The organism is Fibrobacter sp. UWEL (assembly GCF_900142535.1).
Lineage (GTDB): Bacteria > Fibrobacterota > Fibrobacteria > Fibrobacterales > Fibrobacteraceae > Fibrobacter.
Genome location: NZ_FRBE01000012.1, coordinates 1 through 19,473 on the forward strand (window position 1 = coordinate 1; position 19,473 = coordinate 19,473).

The 19,473-nt window shown below is 49.3% G+C and carries 17 protein-coding genes; 12 read left to right on the forward strand and 5 right to left on the reverse strand.

Annotated features, from left to right (window positions below):
• Window positions 1-642 (forward strand): transposase (locus BUB59_RS08825; RefSeq protein ID WP_143160304.1); only part of this gene is annotated, 642 nt, incomplete at its 5' end.
• 123 nt (window positions 643-765) lie between these two features.
• Here the strand turns inward: BUB59_RS08825 and BUB59_RS08830 are convergent.
• The 3 genes from BUB59_RS08830 to BUB59_RS15375 all read right to left on the reverse strand — a co-directional run bounded on the left by BUB59_RS08830 (window position 766) and on the right by BUB59_RS15375 (window position 1,921).
• On the reverse strand, window positions 766-1,233 hold the full coding sequence (locus BUB59_RS08830) for a winged helix-turn-helix transcriptional regulator (RefSeq protein ID WP_073228725.1): 468 nt from the start codon (window positions 1,231-1,233) through the stop codon (window positions 766-768).
• A 65-nt stretch (window positions 1,234-1,298) separates the two neighbouring features.
• A complete protein-coding gene (locus BUB59_RS08835; protein WP_073228728.1) occupies window positions 1,299-1,682 on the reverse strand; it encodes a type II secretion system protein in 384 nt (127 codons plus the stop codon).
• On the reverse strand, window positions 1,679-1,921 hold the full coding sequence (locus BUB59_RS15375; RefSeq protein ID WP_073228731.1) for a hypothetical protein: 243 nt from the start codon (window positions 1,919-1,921) through the stop codon (window positions 1,679-1,681). The genes BUB59_RS08835 and BUB59_RS15375 overlap by 4 nt, the downstream gene beginning before the upstream one ends.
• A 43-nt stretch (window positions 1,922-1,964) precedes the next feature.
• Here BUB59_RS15375 and BUB59_RS08845 point away from each other — a divergent pair, with 43 nt between their 5' ends.
• The 8 genes from BUB59_RS08845 to BUB59_RS08880 all read left to right on the forward strand — a co-directional run bounded on the left by BUB59_RS08845 (window position 1,965) and on the right by BUB59_RS08880 (window position 12,588).
• Window positions 1,965-2,954, forward strand: a complete 990-nt coding sequence (locus tag BUB59_RS08845) for a metallophosphoesterase (RefSeq protein ID WP_073228734.1) — start codon at window positions 1,965-1,967, stop codon at window positions 2,952-2,954.
• Between the two features lie 58 nt (window positions 2,955-3,012).
• Window positions 3,013-5,121, forward strand: coding sequence for a cytochrome c biogenesis protein (locus BUB59_RS15760; protein WP_073228737.1), 2,109 nt, complete (start codon window positions 3,013-3,015; stop codon window positions 5,119-5,121).
• Between the two features lie 18 nt (window positions 5,122-5,139).
• Window positions 5,140-6,447 (forward strand): deoxyguanosinetriphosphate triphosphohydrolase, encoded by a 1,308-nt coding sequence (locus BUB59_RS08855; protein WP_073228740.1) that lies wholly within the window; start codon window positions 5,140-5,142, stop codon window positions 6,445-6,447.
• An 8-nt stretch (window positions 6,448-6,455) separates the two neighbouring features.
• On the forward strand, window positions 6,456-7,139 hold the full coding sequence (locus BUB59_RS08860) for an HAD family hydrolase (RefSeq protein ID WP_073228744.1): 684 nt from the start codon (window positions 6,456-6,458) through the stop codon (window positions 7,137-7,139).
• 33 nt (window positions 7,140-7,172) lie between these two features.
• On the forward strand, window positions 7,173-7,979 hold the full coding sequence (locus BUB59_RS08865; protein ID WP_073228747.1) for a metal ABC transporter permease: 807 nt from the start codon (window positions 7,173-7,175) through the stop codon (window positions 7,977-7,979).
• A gap of 10 nt (window positions 7,980-7,989) precedes the next feature.
• A complete protein-coding gene (locus BUB59_RS08870) occupies window positions 7,990-9,102 on the forward strand; it encodes a hypothetical protein (protein ID WP_234980009.1) in 1,113 nt (370 codons plus the stop codon).
• 84 nt (window positions 9,103-9,186) lie between these two features.
• Window positions 9,187-9,993 (forward strand): S41 family peptidase, encoded by an 807-nt coding sequence (locus BUB59_RS08875; RefSeq protein WP_073228750.1) that lies wholly within the window; start codon window positions 9,187-9,189, stop codon window positions 9,991-9,993.
• A gap of 135 nt (window positions 9,994-10,128) precedes the next feature.
• Window positions 10,129-12,588: a putative LPS assembly protein LptD gene (locus BUB59_RS08880; RefSeq protein ID WP_234980010.1), complete on the forward strand. Its 2,460-nt coding sequence runs from the start codon at window positions 10,129-10,131 to the stop codon at window positions 12,586-12,588.
• A gap of 172 nt (window positions 12,589-12,760) precedes the next feature.
• Here the strand turns inward: BUB59_RS08880 and rdgB are convergent, their stop codons facing one another.
• Together rdgB and BUB59_RS08890 are read right to left on the reverse strand one after the other, a co-directional pair.
• Entirely contained in the window at window positions 12,761-13,390 is a 630-nt protein-coding gene (gene rdgB / locus BUB59_RS08885) for an RdgB/HAM1 family non-canonical purine NTP pyrophosphatase (protein WP_073228752.1), read from the reverse strand.
• A 13-nt stretch (window positions 13,391-13,403) separates the two neighbouring features.
• Window positions 13,404-13,595 (reverse strand): TM2 domain-containing protein, encoded by a 192-nt coding sequence (locus BUB59_RS08890; protein ID WP_073228757.1) that lies wholly within the window; start codon window positions 13,593-13,595, stop codon window positions 13,404-13,406.
• A 114-nt stretch (window positions 13,596-13,709) separates the two neighbouring features.
• On the opposite strand from BUB59_RS08890, the gene BUB59_RS08895 reads away from it, so the two are divergent.
• The 3 genes from BUB59_RS08895 (at window position 13,710) to BUB59_RS08905 (ending at window position 19,473) form a co-directional block, all read left to right on the forward strand.
• Window positions 13,710-15,725, forward strand: coding sequence for an alginate O-acetyltransferase AlgX-related protein (locus BUB59_RS08895; protein ID WP_083540262.1), 2,016 nt, complete (start codon window positions 13,710-13,712; stop codon window positions 15,723-15,725).
• A 241-nt stretch (window positions 15,726-15,966) separates the two neighbouring features.
• Window positions 15,967-16,701: a transglutaminase family protein gene (locus tag BUB59_RS08900; protein ID WP_073228760.1), complete on the forward strand. Its 735-nt coding sequence runs from the start codon at window positions 15,967-15,969 to the stop codon at window positions 16,699-16,701.
• Between the two features lie 18 nt (window positions 16,702-16,719).
• Entirely contained in the window at window positions 16,720-19,473 is a 2,754-nt protein-coding gene (locus BUB59_RS08905) for a TIGR02171 family lipoprotein (RefSeq protein ID WP_073228763.1), read from the forward strand.

The window sequence follows — 19,473 nt, forward strand, 5'->3', positions numbered from 1 at the left end:
CTGCCCAATGCCGAGCGATGCGTGGACAGCTTCCATGTCGTACAGTGGGCGACGGATGCCCTGGACAAGGTCCGTGTGGAAGCCTGGAGGGAGGCCCGCAAGGAACGCTGCAATCCGAAACGGGGCCGAGGCAGGCCCACGAAGGACAGCGTCCCGAAGGACCGCACCGCGGAGGGGATAAAGAACTCCAGGTACGCTCTGGGCAAGGCTCCGGAGAACCTAAACGAAAGCCAGCAGAGAAAAATAGAGCTCATAGCCAGCCGCTATCCGCGTCTCTACAGGGCATACCAGCTCAAGGAGGAGCTGCGCATCATCCTGAAGATGGGCTATGCCGATGCCAGGGAAAATCTGGACAGGTGGCTGTGGCGGGCAAGTCACTCACGCATCGGCCCAGTAAAGGATCTGTACGCAAAGATCAAGCGTAACTACGACGGAATCCTCAACACAATCAGGCTAGGCGTGTCAAACGCAAGGATCGAGGCGACGAACAACAAGATAAAGCTACTGATACGGACTGCCTATGGCTTCAGGAATATGAACAACATGCTGTCGCTGATAATGTTGAGCTGTTCCTATGTAGATGTAAAGATTGCCTACGAATGGGAATCGGAATCGAGAGAATCATCTAGCAAGGCTGCCTAAATGCTTCCACACATGTTGATGATGCCTCATAATTTTTGTGTAATATTTAAGAATAAATCTAAAATAACGTAATACAAGGGCCGCGCCTTCATTGGTGCGGCCTTTAGATTTTTGCCATAGAGTTTACGGTACTTCCCAGTAACCGCCCTTGTCGGGGCCGACGCGCAGTAGCTTTCCGTTCTTTTTGAGTCTTGAAATCTGTTTTTCTACGGCCTTTGGGGTTATACCAATGGTTGCTGCGAGTTCTGATGTGGTCATCTTCGGGTTGTTTTTTAGGGTAGAAAGAATCTGAAAACTGGTTTTCTCCCCCCGTTTTTCTTTTTCTCCCCCCATTTCCGTGTTTTCTCCCACCATTTCGGTCGAATGGAGGAAGATGCTAATCTCATTTTCCAAATTCTTGGCCATGGAACCCATCATAAATTCAACAAATGGCTTTGGATCGGATTGTTCCTGGGATTGGGCGAGGCTCTTGACGTATTCTTCTTTGTCTTCCTTGAGAACTCTTGTTGGAATCAGATTGTTTTCGAACTGTATCTGGACTATGGCGTGATTTAATAAGAGGGTTATAATCCCCTCGAAAAAAAGATCCAAAAGTAGAAACTAAAATCAGGGCCGCACCTTTGTTGGTACGGTCCTTTGATTTATCTGAGACCTTTTTATCGTCCCGCAACCCAGCTTCCAAGATTGTTGTACACCACAACTCTGGCTCGTTTCAATTCCTTGCATTGCAAGGGGTGGGTAGAGGCAGGAATGACTTTGTCGGCGGAATCTAGGACATAAATTCCGTCAACACATTTACCGGGATGCTCTTGGAGCATCCTTTTTGTTTTGGCGATGTCGATGGAGCGCTGCATGTAGGCGGCGTCTTTCTTTGTGAAGGCTAGTTGGCCTTTGACGGCCTGGGTGTAAAGGTTCATTGCGAGGGTGAAGAAGATGCCGGAGACCGCCATGGTAACGACTAATTCGATGAGTGTGAAACCATTCTTTTGAGATCCCGGCTCGAAGGCCGGGATGACATTGTGTGTGAAACCGCGGTTCATTTGTGCCTCCGGTATTCGCATTTGTAGAGGGCGCGGGTTGTGTCGGCTTTGTTGCGGATGGAGGTTGCCTTGTAACAGGTTTCGTCGCCGGTATTTTGTGCCGTTATTACGGTTTCCCATTCAACACCGATGGAATCCTTCTGTTCGATGACGGAGTCCTTTTCCAGTCCTTCGTTCAGGAAAAGGTTCAGCTTGCTTATATTGTGGCCATAGTCGTCGACCCATGCTTTCTGTGTCATCTTGCTGGGGGAGATTGTTGGGACTTTTTATATATTTCAAAATATGAACACTTCCATTGACTTCATTGGTGATATTCACGGGCACTGCGAATGCTTGAAATCCTTGCTGAAAAAGCTTGGGTACGAGGAATCGGCAGGTGCTTTCCGCTATCCGGGCAATGAACGTATGGTTGTTTTCCTTGGCGATTACGTGGATCGCGGCCCCAATGTGCGAACCACGCTGAATCTGGTGCGAGCTATGCGTGATGCGGGCTCTGCCATCGCCCTGATGGGGAATCATGAATTTAATATGCTCAGTTTCTGGCAGAAGAACGGAACTGGGGGCCGCTACTTGGAAAAGATTGGACCTGGCTACTTGAGGGAGCATACCTTCAACAAGGTGGCGGTTCATTCCAAGACGGTGAGTGATTTTGTAGGTCGCAAGGACGAATTCAAGGAAATGCAGGAATTCGCCAAGACGTTGCCCTTCTACTTGGAGACGGATTTGTTCCGGGCCCAGCATGCAAGTTTCCACCCCCGTGCACTGGAACTGTTGAAGGCCGCCGGTGTGACTTGCTTTGCCGACGGAAGCTTTGACGAACTGATTGTGCGAGCCAATGACGAAGACAACCAGTTTGGGGATTCGCTGTTCTGGCCCATCGATATGTTGCTGAAAGGCCCCGAGATGGAATTGCCCAACCATCAGTTCTTCTTTGATGGGGAGAACGTGAAGCGCTTTAGGACCCGTTTGCGCTGGTGGGTGGACCCTGCCAAGGCAAGCCTGCAGGAATTGAGTCTGCAGCCTGGGGTGACCATGCCCGAGGGGTGCGATGTGGATCCGGAGATTCGCGAACGATCCTTCTATGGGGAAAACGAACGGCCCGTATTCTTTGGACATTATTGGTTGACGGGAGAACCCCGCCTGATTCGTCACAACGTTTGCTGCCTCGACTTTAGTATTGCGGGGCACCTTGGTAACGGGCGGTTGGCCTGCTATCGCTTCGACGGGGAACAACAGCTGGACGAGTCTAAATTTGTCTGGGTCGGACGTTGAACGTCTTCTTTAGATTCCTCGATTTCGCTTCGCTACGCTCGGAATGACAATGTAGTCTATGATTAGCTTTTTGAAGAAGTTTGCGTCGCTGAAAGTGACCTGCGTTTTGCTGGTGGCTTTTCTGCTGCTGACGTTCTGGGGAACCTTGGGGCAGGCTGCTGCTGGCAACGAGGGTGCTGCTCTTGCGGCGGACCGTTTTTTCGGTAGCTATTTCCTGTGGGTGCTTGGGGTGGTGCCGCTGCCCGCCTTTAAGTCGTTGGCGGTTGTGGGAGCGCTGCACTTGATTGCCTCCATGATGTACCGAATGCCCAAGATTTTCTCGCGGGATGAATCTGGAAAACTTGTTCCCTCGGGTTGGCGAAACCTTGGCCTCTATGGAATGCACATCGCATTGCTGGTGCTGCTGGTGGGTAGCCTTGTGGGTTCTGAATTCCGCCAGGAATATAACGGCTTTGCTGCGGCGGAAAAAACCATCACTTATTACACCGTAGACGACAGCCTGAATACCTCCGCTGTAGAAGTGGGGGAGGGATATCCTTACTTCACCTTCTACAAGGGGCAGGTGGATATGTTCGGCGTGAAGGTGGATCTTTATACGGCCACCTACGATCCCTTCAAGTTCGTGCCCTACGTGTTTTCTGTGCTGTTCTTGCTGAGTTTGGTTTTTCATTATGTGGTGCGGGTGCGACCAAGACGCAATGTGGCTACACAAGCATCAGGTTTGCCGAAAGCGCCGTTGGCCTTATTGCTTGTGACGGCGGGTTTGTTTTGCTCTCCTTCTGCTTACGCATATGAATTGACCGAAGAGGAAATAGAATATGAAAGAAATAGACCCTCCCAGGATCTGATTCTTGTGGGAGAAACCTATCGTCCTTACGATTCTTTTGCCCGTGGTGTTCTGGATGATTTTTCCGGTCGGGTGACTTACAAGTGTCTGCCTGCAGACGCATGTCAAGGAAAAATGCCTGCTTGGAAAGTGGTGGACGAAATAAGGTTTAATTATAACTATGTGAATGATCGTCGTTTGTTCAAGGTGCTCCGAGCCGATGTACAACATGCCCTGAACATTCCAGAAAGCGATCGCTACGTTAGCTACAATCAGCTAAAAAAATATCGTAATGAACTTGAGGTTTATGCAAGCCGAAAGAATGATTATCCTGCTACTTTGGAAATACAACGCTTGCTGAAAAATGTCCAGTTGTATGAAGCGATTCAGCAGGATGCTTTCCCCATGCGGGTTGACGAATTATACGAAACCAAAGCTAGTACAGAAGTCTTCTACAACAATGCCAACTTTGCCCTTATTGCCTTTATCTTGGCGTTCTTGGGTTGCATCTTGGCTGCGGTAAATTCCATTTTCAAGAAGCGTTCTCTTGATATTGCGGCGAACTTCATGGCGGCTGCGACGGCGGCAACGCTGACTATAGCCTTTGTCCTTCGTTTCTACATTGCGGCCCGTCCGCCTCTTTCTAGTTTGTACGAAATAGTGCTGCTGGTGGCCCTGCTATTGGAAGCCTTTGAATTTGGTGCATTCCTGTTTTGTCGCAAGCGCACGTTCTCTCTGATTATTCCTGTAACCTTGATGGCTGCGGTTCTGCTATTCTTTGCCAAGTTCATTTTGGAACCGGGCGATTTGTTCCAGCCCATTCCCGCTGTGTTGAATTCCGGAGTGTTCCTCACGCTACACGTTTTCACCATTGCCCTCGGCTTTGCGGGAATGATTCTTTCTGGTGTGGTGGCTCACGTTGCGCTTTTCCGCCCCACAGAAGCCCGCAATAAATTGCTGTTCGGTACTTTGATTTTTGGCGCTGGCTTTTCCATTTTGGGAACACTACTTGGTGGCGTGTGGGCGGATTACGCCTGGGGCCGTTTCTGGGGCTTTGACCCGAAGGAATGTGGAGCACTGTTTGTGTGCTTGTGGGCCATGCTTGCTTTGCACCTTCGCGACGGCCGCTTGGTAAACGAACGAACCTTTGCCTTGATGAATTGTTTTAATGTAATCATCACATTCCTATGTTGGTTCGGAGTGAACCTTTTAGGCGTTGGCCTGCACAGTTACGGCTTCCAAACCGGCACAGTCATGTGGCTCGGTGGTTTTGTATTAGCGGACTCTCTTATCATCTTTGCCCTATCCCGCCAGTCGTATCTCATAACTCGTAATTCATAATTTTCTATCTTTATCCCCATGTTACAATGGGATACTTTGCTTTCTGCTACGCGTTACGGACACCCGGCTGATCCGGATCCGAACCGTTCTGATTTTCATCGCGATTACGACCGTATTGTTTTTTCTACCGCATTCCGTCGCCTAGGCCGCAAGACTCAGGTTCATCCTTTTTCTGTGAATGACCACGTTCACAGCCGTTTGACTCATAGTATCGAAGTCAGTAGCGTGGGCCGTAGCTTGGCCATTACGGTTTATCATCTGATTAAGCAGCACTTGCCGAAGTATGTGAACGAATACCAGTTCGGTACTATCGTTCAGTCTGCTTGCCTGGCTCACGATATTGGCAATCCTCCCTTTGGTCATGCCGGCGAAGCGGCCATCCGCGAATGGTTCCGTAAGAATCGTCAATCTCCCGCTATGCAGGACTTGAAACCGGACGAAATCGCTGACTTCGAAAATTTTGACGGTAACGCTCAAGGCCATCGAATCCTGAGTAAGCTGGAATACCACTTCCTGGATGGTGGCATGCGTCTGACTTACGCGACCATCGGGGCCATGATCAAGTATCCCCAGCTGGCTAAGTTCGGCACTCCCACCAGCCTATTCTCTACGGAAGCGGATCTTTATCGCATGACAGCCTACACTTTGGGTATTCCCGAACTGGAAACGGGCAAGTGGGCTCGTCACCCGTTGGTGTACCTGATGGAAGCCGCAGACGATATCTGCTACAGCATTTTGGACGTGGAAGATGCCATCGAACTGGGTATTCTTTCCTTTGGCGATGTGCGTAGCATGTTCAGCTATCTTTGCGGTCCCGATGTGGACATCGATCGGGAATATCAGGAAAACGGCCAGAACTTCCGCGACTTCCTCAGTAGTATTCGTGGTCTTGCTATCCAGAACCTCATTGATGATGTGGCTGTGACTTTTGTAAAGCATTACGACGAGATTATGGCCGGTGCTCCCATCAAGCACCTGGTGGATCTTTCCCGCTCCGAAGTGATGGAAGGTATTCGCATTGCAAAGCGCCTGGGTGTGGAACGCATCTATCCGGACCGCCGCAAGACGGAACTGGAAGTGGGTAGCTATACCACCTTGAGTACGGTTCTGGATGCTTTCATTAACGGTGTCTATGATTTTCGTAAGAATGGCAAGAATTCCTATCGTGCAGACCGCATTGTCCGCTTGATTGGCCAGGCAAAGATAGGCCAGAGCGTTACCGCCGCCGAAGCCTACCATCAAGTCCTGGACTTTGTAAGCGGTATGACGGATAACTACGCTACCTACCTGGCTCGTCAGATTGGTGGCTTGGCCATGGGCTACTAAGGCTTTTTATGATTTGGCTTTTTGATTACGATTTGACTTTGTACGGCGCCGATGAACGTAACGTCCTGGATTCTTTGGACGAACGTATTTCAAAGTCCGTGCAGAATGCAACTGGGGTGGATTACGAAACTGCACATCAGATCCGCAAGGATTATTTGCAGCGTTTCGGAACAACTCTAGCTGGCCTTCAGGCTATGCATGGGGTAAAGCCTGACGACTTTTTCGATTTCATTCATCAGCCGGAATTTCTCCAGTATCCTAAGGCCTCTCCCGCAAAGCGCAACTTGATTATGGGTCTTGAAGGACATCGTTTTGTGTTTACCAATGGACGTAGGGACTGGAGCGAAGCTGGTATGGAACATATGGGTGTCCGTGACTGCTTCGAAGATGTATTTGACTTAAAGCAGATGGACTGGGTGGGTAAGCCTCACGAAAGCGCCTACGACAAGGTGGAGGCATATCTGGCCAAGCGCGTTCCCGAAGAATTTTTCATGAATGGAATGCCGGCAAATCCTTCCCATATCGTGCTTTTGGAAGATTCCGTACGTAATCTGGAACCCGCCCATCGACGCGGTTGGACTACGATCTTGGTAAATCCCATTCCCGATGTCCCCAGCTGGGTAAATTTCTACGTACCAAGTTTACTCCACCTAACAACCATCCTGCCCGAACTCGTAACTCATAATTCATAATTCATAACTCGTAAGTCATAACTCGTAAGTCAAATGCTCGATCTTCTGTCCATGGAATTTATGCAGAACGCCCTGGTGGCCTCCGTACTGGTGGCTATTGCTTGTGGCGTCATGGGAACCTTTGTGGTGGTGAACCGCCTCACGTCCCTATCTGGTGGTGTGGCTCATGCGTCCTTCGGTGGGGTCGGTCTCGCTGCTTTGCTGGGCTTTTCTCCCATGCTGGGTTCTCTGGGTTTTGCTGTTGTCTGCGCCATGCTCATGGGCATTTTGACATGGCGTGACCGCAAGAAGTCCGATACCTTTATTGGTATTATCTGGGCTGGCGGTATGGCTCTTGGTGTCATCCTTACGGACATGACTCCCGGCTACAACGGGGAGATGATGAGTTTCCTGTTCGGTAGCTTGCTTACGGTTCCGACGGATTTGCTTTATTGGATGGGCGCCTTACTGGTGGTTATCTTGGTGGCGGTCATAGCCAAGTTCCGTAAGTTCCTGGCTATTTCCTACGATCCGGAATTTGCCCGCGTGCAGGGAATGCCTGTGTTGGCTTACTACATGACTCTTATCGCCCTCATTGCCCTTACGGTGGTGATTGCGGTTCAGGCGGTGGGTATGATTTTGGTGATTGCGCTTTTGACCATTCCCGCATACATTGCAGAATGCTATTCCAAAAGTTTGACCCAGATGATTTTTATTTCCGTGATTGTTTCCTTGGTACTTGTGATTGCAGGCCTTTTATTGGCTTGTCAGTTTAATCTTGTGGTGGGCCCAACGATCATCGCTTGCGGTGTGCTGGTATATGCTCTTCACTTCCTGGTGAAAAAATTGCGGAAAGCATAAGGACGTTTCTATGAAAAACTTGCACTTGTCTTTTGCTGTGTTCCTTGTCCATTGCGCCTTGTTTGTGGCGTCCGTGTTTGCCATGCCTCCTGTGGCGGAACGTAATGGGTTTAGCAACATGACGGTTACTACCGAGTATTCTGAGCTCATGCAGGAAAAGAATGCTCGTAATGATTCCTTGCTTCCGGCTTTGGATGGCGACAAGGCCTTTGAAGAAGTCCTTCGCATGAATCCCAACTTCTGGAGCCTGGGTGGCGTCATGAAGAAGGATGAATCCCTGGTGACCAAGCTGAATGCCAAGGTCATCTTTGTGGATGGTATTCGTGAAGAACCCTTCTGCGATTTGGACAAGAATGGAAGTACCGCCGGTGAATGGAATGTGCGTATTGGTGTGGACTTCGTGTCTGCCGCTTCCAACACGGTCCATATCCACGTTCAGCAGTGCCTGGACTACATCCGCGACCAGATGGGCTTTGCCGTCAAGAAGGGCGACAAGGTGGTGGTCATTCCTCCCAAGAAGGTTCTGGATAAGATTGCCGAAAGCGAGATTCCTGATGCCATCGATGTGGACCTCCAGCAGACTTTGCTGAAAGCTCATGAGGATGTGAATCTTTCCGGCAAGTGCCCTAAGAATATTGAAGCCTACATTATCTTGATGGACGTGTACAATCAGGTGAAGAACATGAAGATGGACTATGTGGTGATCAATGACCAGCTGAATAAACAGCGTAATGGTGGTGGTCGCATTCAGTCCTGTTCCTTCAGCCGCGAATGGAACAAGAAATATCAGGAAAGCGCCAGCTTTGAATGTGATATTGACCATGATGAATGCCTCTACCGTCAGGAAAACGACGGCGATTCCAAATGGTCTATCAATTACGAGCAGGACCGTTTTGAATACATCAACAAGAAGTTCCTGTTCTTCAATTTGAATCCCAAGAGCATCCACAAGGGCGGGACCATGCTGGATTTGCGCCTTCTGCGCCTGTCTTCCTCCCTGTACCTGGAAGCCTATATCAATATGAAGGGCGAACCCGTGACATTGGGCTTGGTCATCGTTCCTGGAGAAAAAACTCTGGAAGATTACGATGATGGGGAAGAAGAAGACGTAATGATGGAGTAATTGAGGGTAAAGACGCCCTTGTCCGTCACGTTTTGTTCAAAATGATGTATATTTCCAATAGAAGATTTATTCAAGGAGAATCACATGAAGCGTTTGATTAAGGCATCTCTGCTTGCTGCTCTGGTTGCAGCTCCTGCAATGGCTGATGAAGCTTTTGGTGGCATCGGCGTTACCATCTATCAGATTCGTAATGGCGTCAAGGTTGCCGAAGTTATTCCGAATACTCCCGCTGCTGATACCAAAATCCAGGCTGGTGACGTCATCATCGCTGTGGATGGTGTGAGCCTGAAGGGCCAGAATATTGAATTCTCCAAGGAACAGCTCCGTGGTCAGGTGAACAAGCCCCTGGAAGTAACTTTCGTTAGCGGTGCTGACACCATGTCTACCGTTATTCGCCGCGCCCAGATTACCGTGAAGGATCTTGAAAGCGAAGGCGTGGAAGCCTGGTATGGTGACAAGACTGAATTTAATGCTCAGGAACTGGAAACCTACGCCAGCGCCAAGAGTGAAAAGCAGCTGGTCGCCGTGTTGAAGCACGGTCAGCGTGTTTCTGAAGGCACTGTCAATGCTGCTGGTCTGAACGGCATCTACATTGAAAAGGCTGATGAATTTGCTCCCAAGGCTCCGTCTCAGAACGTTGCTAAGGTTAGTTCCGCTACTCTCAAGGGCTTTAGCCGTAAGGCAGTTAGCTTTGAACTGAAGTCTGCCGGTCCCGCAATCATTACCATCATGAATGCTGATGGCGAACAGGTTGCTACCCTCCGTGCTGACAACGCTCAGGCTGGCTTCAACACTCTTGGCTGGAATTCCGAAAATGTTCCCAGCGGTCGTTATATGGTCACTATCGAACATAACGGCACCTTCAGCGGCAAGAATGCTGTATTGAAGTAACTCAGATCGTTCGTTAGAACAAAGTAATTGAATAGCCTGCAGTGATATACTGCAGGTTATTTTTTGTGTTGAACGCCCTTTTTATTCAGAACCTTGTAATCTTGCGGACTCGTTTTATCTATTTTTCGCCTCAACGTGATTTTATCTAGAACCCATAGTCTTCTTTGGGCCGTTTTCGTGTTTATAATGGCCTTTGCGGCTCCTTCCGTATTCGGACAGGAGATGACTCGCTTTGAGCTGGAAGTGCAGGAAGACGTAGAAGAAGATACCACCGAAGTGGACTGGATGAATGATACTACGAGTACGGATACGGTGGAATATCGTGCTGTGGATCTGGAGTATGATGTAGAGAACTCCACTTTCAACTTGAACAATACCGCCCAGCTGAAGTATCGTACGGCAACGCTGGATGCAGATACCATCTGGTTCGACCAGAAGAATAGCGTCCTTGCGGCTGCGGGGGATCCTATCCTGAGGGAATCCAAGAACCCGTCCTTGTCGGGTATGCGCCTGAAGTACAACATGAAGAGTAAGATTGGCGAAATCTATTACGCCACTACTTACCAGGATAACCAGCAGTTGAATGGTATGGAAGTCCGCCGTCTGCCGGATCAGCGTATCCAGATTGCTCGTGGCGACTTTAGTACCTGTAACGATTCCACGCATCAGCATTTCTATTTCTACGGCCGCCGTATGGTGGTGAAGCCCAAGGAAACCATTACCGCAAGACCCGTGGTGCTGAATATTGCAGATGTTCCTGTGGCCGTGCTTCCCATGATTGTGGCTCCCTTGAAGAGCGGTCGTAAGTCAGGTCTTTTGACGCCGAAGTTCGGTGGTGACCAGAAGCAAGGTTACTACATGAGTAACTTGGGCTTCTATTATGCGGCGAACGATTATTGGGATGCTACCTTGAAGGGTGACCTGATTGAAGGCGAAGAAGCTCGATTTGAACGCTCCACGGTAACGGGTGAAATCCGCTATAAGAAGCGCTACTTGCTAGATGGAAACATTTCCTACACAGCCTATCTGCAAGAATTTGATCTGGGTAATAGCGGCTATGACATTCGTTTTAATCACAAGCAGAATTTGACTCCCGACGGGAAACATACCTTAAGCGGTAGTGGTTCTTTCGTCAGTAGTTCCAAGGTCCGTAAGGACAATGCCCTGGATGCAGAAACCATCCTGGACCAGCAGGCTAAAGCTGCCTTGACCTACTCCGGCCGTTTCGGAAATAACAAGAGCCTTACGGTAAAGGCAAGTCAGGATCACAACCTGGTGACAGACCGCATGGAACGTAGCATTCCTGATATCCAGTACAGCATGAGCGGCCCTCTCTTTGATTTTGAACTGGACGAAGACGACGTTGCCCGTGACGACAATTCCTTCATGAATTATTTGGAGAAGCTGAACTATAGCTTTAGTAACCGCTTTAACTATACTACGGTTCGTGCTCTGGATTCCTTGAATGATAAGGATACGACGGCCCAGTATGTGGGTTATACAGGTAATTTCTCCCTGGATTATTCTGGTTCCCTGTTTGATGTGATTAACATTACCCCGAGGGCATCTTTTGCAGGTTATTGGACGGGAACGCAATGGATTAATCCGGAAGATTCCCTGAAGTATCGCAAGCGCATGCTGCTGGATCCGGAACACGATAACTACGGGCAGTTCGCCTATAATCATAACTATAGTATTTCTGCGGATACGAAACTGTACGGAATCTGGGTTCCTGAAATAGGCCGCTTTACGGGTATTCGTCATGTGCTTTCGCCTAAGATTTCCTATACCTACGCCCCTGAAATTGATACGGTGAAAAGCTTTGCGCCCCATCCTTACTTGGGACAGAGCTTCTATCAGACTAAACAAAAGACGGTGGGCTTTGGGTTGAACAATGACTTTGATATTAAGTACCTGAAGGTGGCGGGCTACAAGCCGGATACTACCAAGGGCGATACGGCGAAGGCCGTGGAGGATCAGTACGGCAATCGTCGTCTGTTCACGACTCGCCACAGCTTGTCCTACAATTTTGCAGCAGATTCCCTGCGGTTCTCCGACATTACCTCTTCCTTCGGTTTCCAGATTTTGCCGGACTATCTGTTTACGATTAATACCCGTCACAGTTTCTACCACAAGTATACGGAAGAACCTAATAAGGTACAGGTTCCTGAGCTGACTTACTGGGGTTATGACTTCTCCAAACGCTTTAGTTGGAGTGGACAGTTCAATGGCGGTTTACCTTCCCAGATGGGTAAGTACGAAACCTTGAAGTGGTCCTTCGGTCTGGATTACAGCTATAGCTTTAGTAGCAGCCGTGTGGCTCGCGATTTGTTCCAGGATAAGGTGACTCATTCTACGGGTATTTCCGCAAGTCTGCAGCCCACCCGCAACTGGGAAATGACTTATAGCACCCGCTATAACTACAATGAAGGGCGCTTCGTGTCTCATGAGTTCACCTTCAATCGAGTGTTGCACTGCTGGCAGCTGGACTTCACTTGGACTCCTACGGGACCTGCCGCGGGATGGAGCTTCTCCATCTATGTACGTGATTTGCCCGACATTAAGCTGAACGCCGGTAGTACGGATACTAAGTAAGATGCAAGGGCTTTAAGGGGCTAGGGTCTAGGGGCTAGGGCTGCAAGATGCAAGTGCTGACGCCTCGGAATGTTACTCCTTTTTTTCATTAAGAGACGTTCTTTTTCGTCGAACCACTAGTCTCTGATTTCTAGTTTCTAGTCTCTAAATCCTATACCCTGTACCCTGTACCCTAATTCTTAGATAATGCTGCTTTCAGGGCTCTGATGGCGTTGCCTCGGTGGCTGATGACTTTCTTTTCTTCCAGTTCCATCTGGGCGAAGGTTCTTGTTTCGCCGTTGGGAACGAAGAGGGGGTCGTAGCCGAAACCCATGTCACCTACGGGAGCGTAGTTGATGTTACCGCGGCATTCCCCTTCGAAAATCTGGGGGTCAGTTACCATCAGTTTTCCGTCTGTACCGGGAATTACTTGCTGATAGGACAGGGCGCAAAAATAACGGGCGGCACGATCTTCGATTCCTTCCAGCTTGGCCATGAGCTTATCGTTATTGGCGTTGTCATTGCCGTGACCGCCGGCGTAACGGGCGCTGTAAATTCCCGGTTCGCCATTCAGGGCGAAAACTTCCAGGCCGGAGTCATCCGCAAGAACGGTTGCCTCGATACCGCGGGCGGCGAGCCATTGGGCGGTAACGCTGGATTTAATGATTGCGTTTGCCGCAAAGGAATTTCCATCTTCCACGATGTCTCCATCGAATCCGATGTCCTTCAGGGTTTTGAATTCCTTGTTTTCAGTTCCGAGAATATGGGCGAAGTCGCGGATCTTGCCTGCGCTGCCTGTTGCGATAACGAAAAGCTTTTTCATGGAAATAATTCGGTTAGTATTTTTCCGGTTTCAGAACAATCAGGATGGCGTCAATGACGATGCCTACGCCGCAAAGACCGCCGGTGCAGAGCCACAGGATTCCGGTCCAGATTTTTCCTTCGTAAAAACGATGGAGACCGAGATAGCCCAGCAAAATGCAAAGGGCGAGAGCAATCCATTTGTTGTGTTCACCTTGTGCGACCATGTGCGCTCCTTTTTTTCGCGAGGAAATATAAAAATTCTCCTTTTACTATAACACCCTAATTAGCAAATGTGTTACCGCGATAAGCGAAAGGTTTTTATATATTCTTACGTGAATATGAAAAATTTTAAAGCAAATTGTTTTAAGGTCGGTGCCGCGTTAACTGCATCGGCTCTTTCTTTTGGTCTTGTAGCCTGCGCTGGAAGCAAGTCTGCGGATAACTCTGTTCCTCCTGCAGTTGCCGAGGCTAGGGCCGAGAGCGGTGTTCCTGCTGATTTGCCCCGTTATGTGGCTCCCAAGGCAGTAACCGTTTTTGAAATGAAGGTGATTTCTGCGGATAAGCAGATTCGCGTGGTGGATAAACCTACTATGGCTGCTCTTGATTTTGCGGCTTACTTCAATAACCCGATCCGTATGGCCGGCAAGGAAGATGTTCCGGAAGGATACAAGGGTGTGATGGCTGGAACCAAGATGGAAAACTATCCGTTCCCTATGTTGGACTCCCTTTCTGGCTATGAACCTAATGCTGTTTCTGGTGTGGAACCGATTGCTTGGGAACCCTTTGCGAAATTACTGTACTCCCAGACTGGATCGGATTCTCTATCGGTCTTGTTGAACGGAGTGGAAGCCGTCAAGTGGCAGGAGCCAGAGGTTTTCCGAGCGTTCCAGAGTGTCACTCGCCTGTGGGGTGTTCCTTCTTCCAATGCAAAAGCAGGATCCAACGCCATTGACTGGTGGGTAGAAGTGATGCCTGCCCAATGGACTGGCCGTAGCGCGTTTTACGGAAAGTTGAAGTTTACTTCTACAGGAGAAGTGGGGGAAATCCTCAACTACTACCTGACGGGTGAAATGAATTCTGACGATGCCATGAACTGGGCTCGTACCCTTTCTTCTTACTGGTATCCCACTTTGAATACGGACCTGGAACCTCATACTGCTGGGGCTCCCTGGGAAAACGGCAGGCCTTTTGCGGTGATGCGCGGTAATCCTATGGGCACTCCCATGTGGATTGGCTTTGAAACGCCCTTGTTCCGCATGACGGATGAAGATATTCGTGCAAAGAGAATTGCGGATTCCCTGATGGCTAACGGTGAAGTGATTCCTGTGGATCGTCACTTGGATACCAGCTCCACGTTCCGTCTTGAAACTTTGAATTCCGTCAAGGGCTCTTGCCCGGCCAATGCCGCTACGGCTGCGTTCCGTAAGTCTTTGTCCGCTCAGATGGCTAAGCTTCCCAAGGAACAGAACGCCTGGGCGGAAGTGGATGCCAAGGGCAATAAGGTGGATGGTGGTTTCCTCTGGTTCCGTCGCAACGCCAATTACTTGCTGGCAGACAAGATTAGCAAGCAGGATTCCCTCCACAATCCGCTGCCCCGTATGGTGGAATTGAAAAACTATCTGGACTCTCTGGGTATCCAGCTGCTGGTTGTTCCTGTTCCCGTGAAGGAAGAAATCTACGGCGAGAAGATTGTGCCGGGTACAGCTGCGGATCTGTGTGTCAATCCTGAAGGTCGCGCTTTCACCCAGGAACTTCTGGAAGCGGGTATTGACGTGCTGGATATTTATCCTGCCTTGATGGCTGCCAAGGCCGGCGATGAACCGCCTCATTACAGTTTCCAGCGTTATGATACCCACTGGGCTTTGCCTGGTGAGCTTGCCGCTATGGAACTTCTTGCTGGTCGTGTGACGCAGTATAGCTGGTATGCGGAATCCGGCGCACAGCCTGGTAGCCTGAACCTTCAGGAAACTCAAACTCTTCGTGAGGGGGACCTGGTGGCTCATTTGCCGGATGCGGAAAAGTCTAAGTATCCTGCGGATAACTTGAACGTGATGAAAGTCTATCGCGGTACGGAAACCTATAAGGGCGGCAAGAATGCTCCGATACTCTTGATGGGGGATTCCTTTACGGGTGTCTTTGAAAGTGTGGATCAGAAGAGCGGTGGCCCGGGTTCCTTGCTGGCTTATGCAACTGGCTTGGACGTGCAGGTTCTTACCAGCTGGGGCGGCGGCCCCGGTGTTCGTAGCCGCATGATGAAGATGAAGAAGGATATGCAGAGCAAGAGACTTGTTGTCTATATGATGACCGCAAGAGACCTCTGGCAATCTCCGATGGAATGGGACGCACTTCGCTAGACGTTGGGACGCTTCGGGGCTGATATTCCTGCGAAAACAAGGACGTCGCTTCGCTCCTTTATTGTTTTCTCCGGAACATCAGTCCCCTTCGCTGAAACGGTCTAGCTTCAGAATGCGCGAACTAAGAACGTGAGGAAATTTCTGGATAGGAATGACTTCGCTAGAACGTCTTTGCTTCGGGGCTGATATTCCTGCGAAAACAAGGACGTCGCTTTGCTCCTTTATTGTTTTAAAATAACGTATGGAAAAGTCTAAAACACGGGCTGTCTTGAATGCTTTTGCGGTGATTGCGTTTCTTGCGGTTGGCGCCGTAGGACTTTTTTTCCTGTGGGGTGGTCGTGGGGGAGACTTAAGCTATGTGGAGATGGCTTGCTCTATTGAGGGTAAGGAAATCTCTTGCGTTGACAACTTGCAGGACTGGAACGAAGGCCTTCGTTATTACGATTCTACTTTGTCTGTAACGAGCGATACTCTGGGTTCCTTGAAATCTCTTTTGTGGGAATACTGGACTATAGATTTTGCGGGGGCAGCGAATGCTTCTTCCTCTCAAGAAGTCATTTTCCCGTTGTCTGTTTTGCAGAATAAAAAATCCGGATGTGTGGGCCTTGCTTGGCTTGCCTTGATGGTGGCCGAGGTTCGTAATATCAACCTTCACGCAGTACTCTTGCCAGGCCATGTTTTCCTGCAGTATGGTTCTCCAGAAAATGTTTCGAAAGTCAATCTGGAACCCAATCGCAGGGGGTATTCTTACACGGATGAAGAATACCGCCAGAAATATAAAGCGGGACCTTGGACGGGGTTGGAATTCAAGCCTCTGGAGGCTCGCCAATTGGTTGGTCTCGCCGCTTTCGATGTGGGAAATCTCTACCTGAAAGAGGATGCATCCAAGGCGCTCAAGTGGTACCGTCTTGCAGAAGAATTTTTCCCTGAATTCCCGGGCATTTCAGCCAATCAGAACGTAGCGAAACAACGCTAAATTGCTATTTTAGGGCCGATGAAGTGCAAAGCACTGTTTGCCTCTATTTTGGCAGCTCTGCTCAGTAGCTGCTCCGATGATTCGTCCTCCTCCAAGGCAGACGAAGTTTCTGTTCATGCTTCCGATATTCCTGGCTATATCCAGGTGAAGGCCGTAGGTAAATCTGTGGTCCTGGGGACCAATGATTCCACCGCCAAGGATAATGAACGCCCCAAAATGAAGGTGACCTTTGACTATGATTTTGCTCTTGGCCGAAGCGAGGTTACCTGTGGTGAGTTTAACGAAATCATGGGGAAGGCTAATCTTCCAGAAGGGTTGATCACGAAGGTGGATTGCGAGGAGGATAACCTCCCTGCGGCTAATGTGACCTATTACGATATCATCCTTTTTGCCAATGCGAAAAGTGTTGCGGAAGGAATGGATACCGCATACTCCTATCAATCCATATCCCTGGATGGTGAGGGACATTGCAGTAATATGACCGGCCTTTCCCTGCGTACGGGGGTGGATGCATTCCGCCTGCCTACGGAAGCGGAATGGATGGCTGCCGCTCAGATTCGCTGGAATCCGGACAATAGCTGGAATGCTGAAAATTCTGACTATCGGTCTCATTCGGTTTGCGGCTTTGTTTCTGATTCCTTGCACTTCTGTGATCTGGAGGGGAACGTAAAGGAATTCGTGTACGGCTGGCTTGGGAATTTCTCCGATACGACGGTATCCAATTTTATGGGCGCCCCTCAGGCGGATGGCTTGGGCCAGCGCGTGTTAAAGGGCAGTAGCTTTAAGCTGAACAAGGAAACCGCAATGGCATACCGCCGTGGAGATGACTATGTGGTTACCTCTGCAACTCATGCGGATTACGTGGGCTTCCGCCTGGCTTATGGGGCGATTCCTGATCCTACTTGGATGAACGGCAATTCTGTGTCGACATCTAATACGGTGTCTCTGGTGAATTCCTTTGCCATGAAGAAACATCTGGGGACCATGCAGGCTAAGCTTGCGTTCCGGAATCATATTACTGGAAATCTGGAATTTATCGATTACTCTCTCGGTTCCAAGGTTTTTGAAATTGCGGACACCCTTACCGTATATCATCCAGATATTTCCCCTAATGGCCAGTGGGTAGCGTTCTGTACGAGTATTGAAGGTGTGGACGCCCAGTCTAATGTTTATGTCCGCAGGTTGAATTACGCTGGTACGGATTTAGTTAAGCTGAATGCCGAAAGGGCTGCAATTCCCCGCTGGAGAGTTACACCTGATGGCGACACGGTCCTTGTTTATGTGACCAATGCCGGCGATAATTCGGATAAGAATGTCTTCTCTGGTCAAAGCACCTGGGAGGTTTCTTTCTCCGATGGAATGTTCGGAAGACCTCATAAGCTATTCGATGGCGCTTACCACGGGGGCGTTTCCGCAGATGATCGTCTCGCCGTTACAGGATCCCGCCTGCTTCGCACTCGCACGGTTACGGATGACGGTGTGGTGGATTCCGTCTGGTACAACAGCGAACAGGCTTGTAACGTAAGTCTTTCCAAGGATGACAGCAAGAGAACTCTGTTCCTGGATTTTGGCCGCAAGAGGGATAAGGAAAACAACATTGAAGGATACGGCGTTCATGAACGTATCCTGGTGGTGGATAGTACGGGAAGCGAGATTAAATATGTTTCTGCTCCCGACAATTTTGCATTTGACCATACCGAGTGGGCTACGGGAAATAGAGCCGTGGCTTCCTTGACCAACTACAATGGCGTTCATGAAAAGATTGTCCTGGTGGATATGTCTACGGATTCTGTGATGGCGTTGGCTGAAGGAAGTGAATTATGGCACCCCGCATTTTGGACGGAAGAAAGTGATTTTTACGAGGAGTCCGAGCTGGATCGTGATAGTGCCGGCGTGTACCTAAATGAAAACGATGGATGGGCCTCTGTTCTCATGCGCTACAATATGGAACTGCTGTGGCGTTATGCAGATAGTGCAAATGTTGCCATTCTCGGTTCTTCCCGTCCCTTGTATTCCATCAGTCCAAGGCTTTTAAGTAAGGAATTCTTCGGGGTGAATTTCGCCCACACGCCCAATTCCTTATACTCCACTCGTGATTTCCTGGACAAGTACATTTTCAATCATTTGAAAAATTTGAAATATGTTGTCATCTCGCTGGATATGGATTTCTGGTGGAAAGTTGATGGTCAAAAGGGCGATAATTTCTTTGTGAAGGATGTGAAGAAATATCCTGGCTACGTCTATGATGAAAATCATGATTACTGGAAGGATGGTATTCCTGCTGGGTTACTCCAGGTAACGGAAAAATCTCTCGGCACAGAGGACGCTCTGGTCTATACTTTTGACAGAGGGCGTTACTTGGGAACTCTGTGTGGTTCATGGGGCAAGGTTCCCGAAATTGAAGTGGACAGCACATTCTCGGATAAAGACGATTGCCTGGAAAATTCCCTAGAAACCTTGGAGGGGATTCTTAAGGAATGTGAGGAACGTGGTATTTCTGTTGTGGGAATTATTTTCCCCCAAAGTCCCGCTTATGCCAATACGGGAGCTTTCGGTCGCTACGGCCTTCGCAGAAGTGTCGCAAAGAAACTGATTGAAAAGATTGGTGGACTTTCAAAGACCTATCCGCATTTTGTTCTGATGGACGAAAATAAGATGGGTGATCATGATTATGGAGACGAAATGGCTGTGGACTTCGATCACCTCTGCGATAAGGGGGCGGTACAGATAACTGCAAGGCTTGATTCCGTTCTTCAGGGGTTAGAAAAATAG

Excerpts from the sequence above, each read along its gene's own strand:
- BUB59_RS08835 (WP_073228728.1), bottom strand. The coding sequence starts at position 1,682 with ATGAACCGCGGTTTCACACACAATGTCATCCCGGCCTTCGAGCCGGGA.
- BUB59_RS15375 (WP_073228731.1), bottom strand. The coding sequence starts at position 1,921 with ATGACACAGAAAGCATGGGTCGACGACTATGGCCACAATATAAGCAAG.
- BUB59_RS08845 (WP_073228734.1), top strand. The coding sequence starts at position 1,965 with ATGAACACTTCCATTGACTTCATTGGTGATATTCACGGGCACTGCGAA.
- BUB59_RS15760 (WP_073228737.1), top strand. The coding sequence starts at position 3,013 with ATGATTAGCTTTTTGAAGAAGTTTGCGTCGCTGAAAGTGACCTGCGTT.
- BUB59_RS08855 (WP_073228740.1), top strand. The coding sequence starts at position 5,140 with ATGTTACAATGGGATACTTTGCTTTCTGCTACGCGTTACGGACACCCG.
- BUB59_RS08860 (WP_073228744.1), top strand. The coding sequence starts at position 6,456 with ATGATTTGGCTTTTTGATTACGATTTGACTTTGTACGGCGCCGATGAA.
- BUB59_RS08865 (WP_073228747.1), top strand. The coding sequence starts at position 7,173 with ATGCTCGATCTTCTGTCCATGGAATTTATGCAGAACGCCCTGGTGGCC.
- BUB59_RS08870 (WP_234980009.1), top strand. The coding sequence starts at position 7,990 with ATGAAAAACTTGCACTTGTCTTTTGCTGTGTTCCTTGTCCATTGCGCC.
- BUB59_RS08875 (WP_073228750.1), top strand. The coding sequence starts at position 9,187 with ATGAAGCGTTTGATTAAGGCATCTCTGCTTGCTGCTCTGGTTGCAGCT.
- rdgB (WP_073228752.1), bottom strand. The coding sequence starts at position 13,390 with ATGAAAAAGCTTTTCGTTATCGCAACAGGCAGCGCAGGCAAGATCCGC.
- BUB59_RS08890 (WP_073228757.1), bottom strand. The coding sequence starts at position 13,595 with ATGGTCGCACAAGGTGAACACAACAAATGGATTGCTCTCGCCCTTTGC.
- BUB59_RS08895 (WP_083540262.1), top strand. The coding sequence starts at position 13,710 with ATGAAAAATTTTAAAGCAAATTGTTTTAAGGTCGGTGCCGCGTTAACT.
- BUB59_RS08900 (WP_073228760.1), top strand. The coding sequence starts at position 15,967 with ATGGAAAAGTCTAAAACACGGGCTGTCTTGAATGCTTTTGCGGTGATT.
- BUB59_RS08905 (WP_073228763.1), top strand. The coding sequence starts at position 16,720 with ATGAAGTGCAAAGCACTGTTTGCCTCTATTTTGGCAGCTCTGCTCAGT.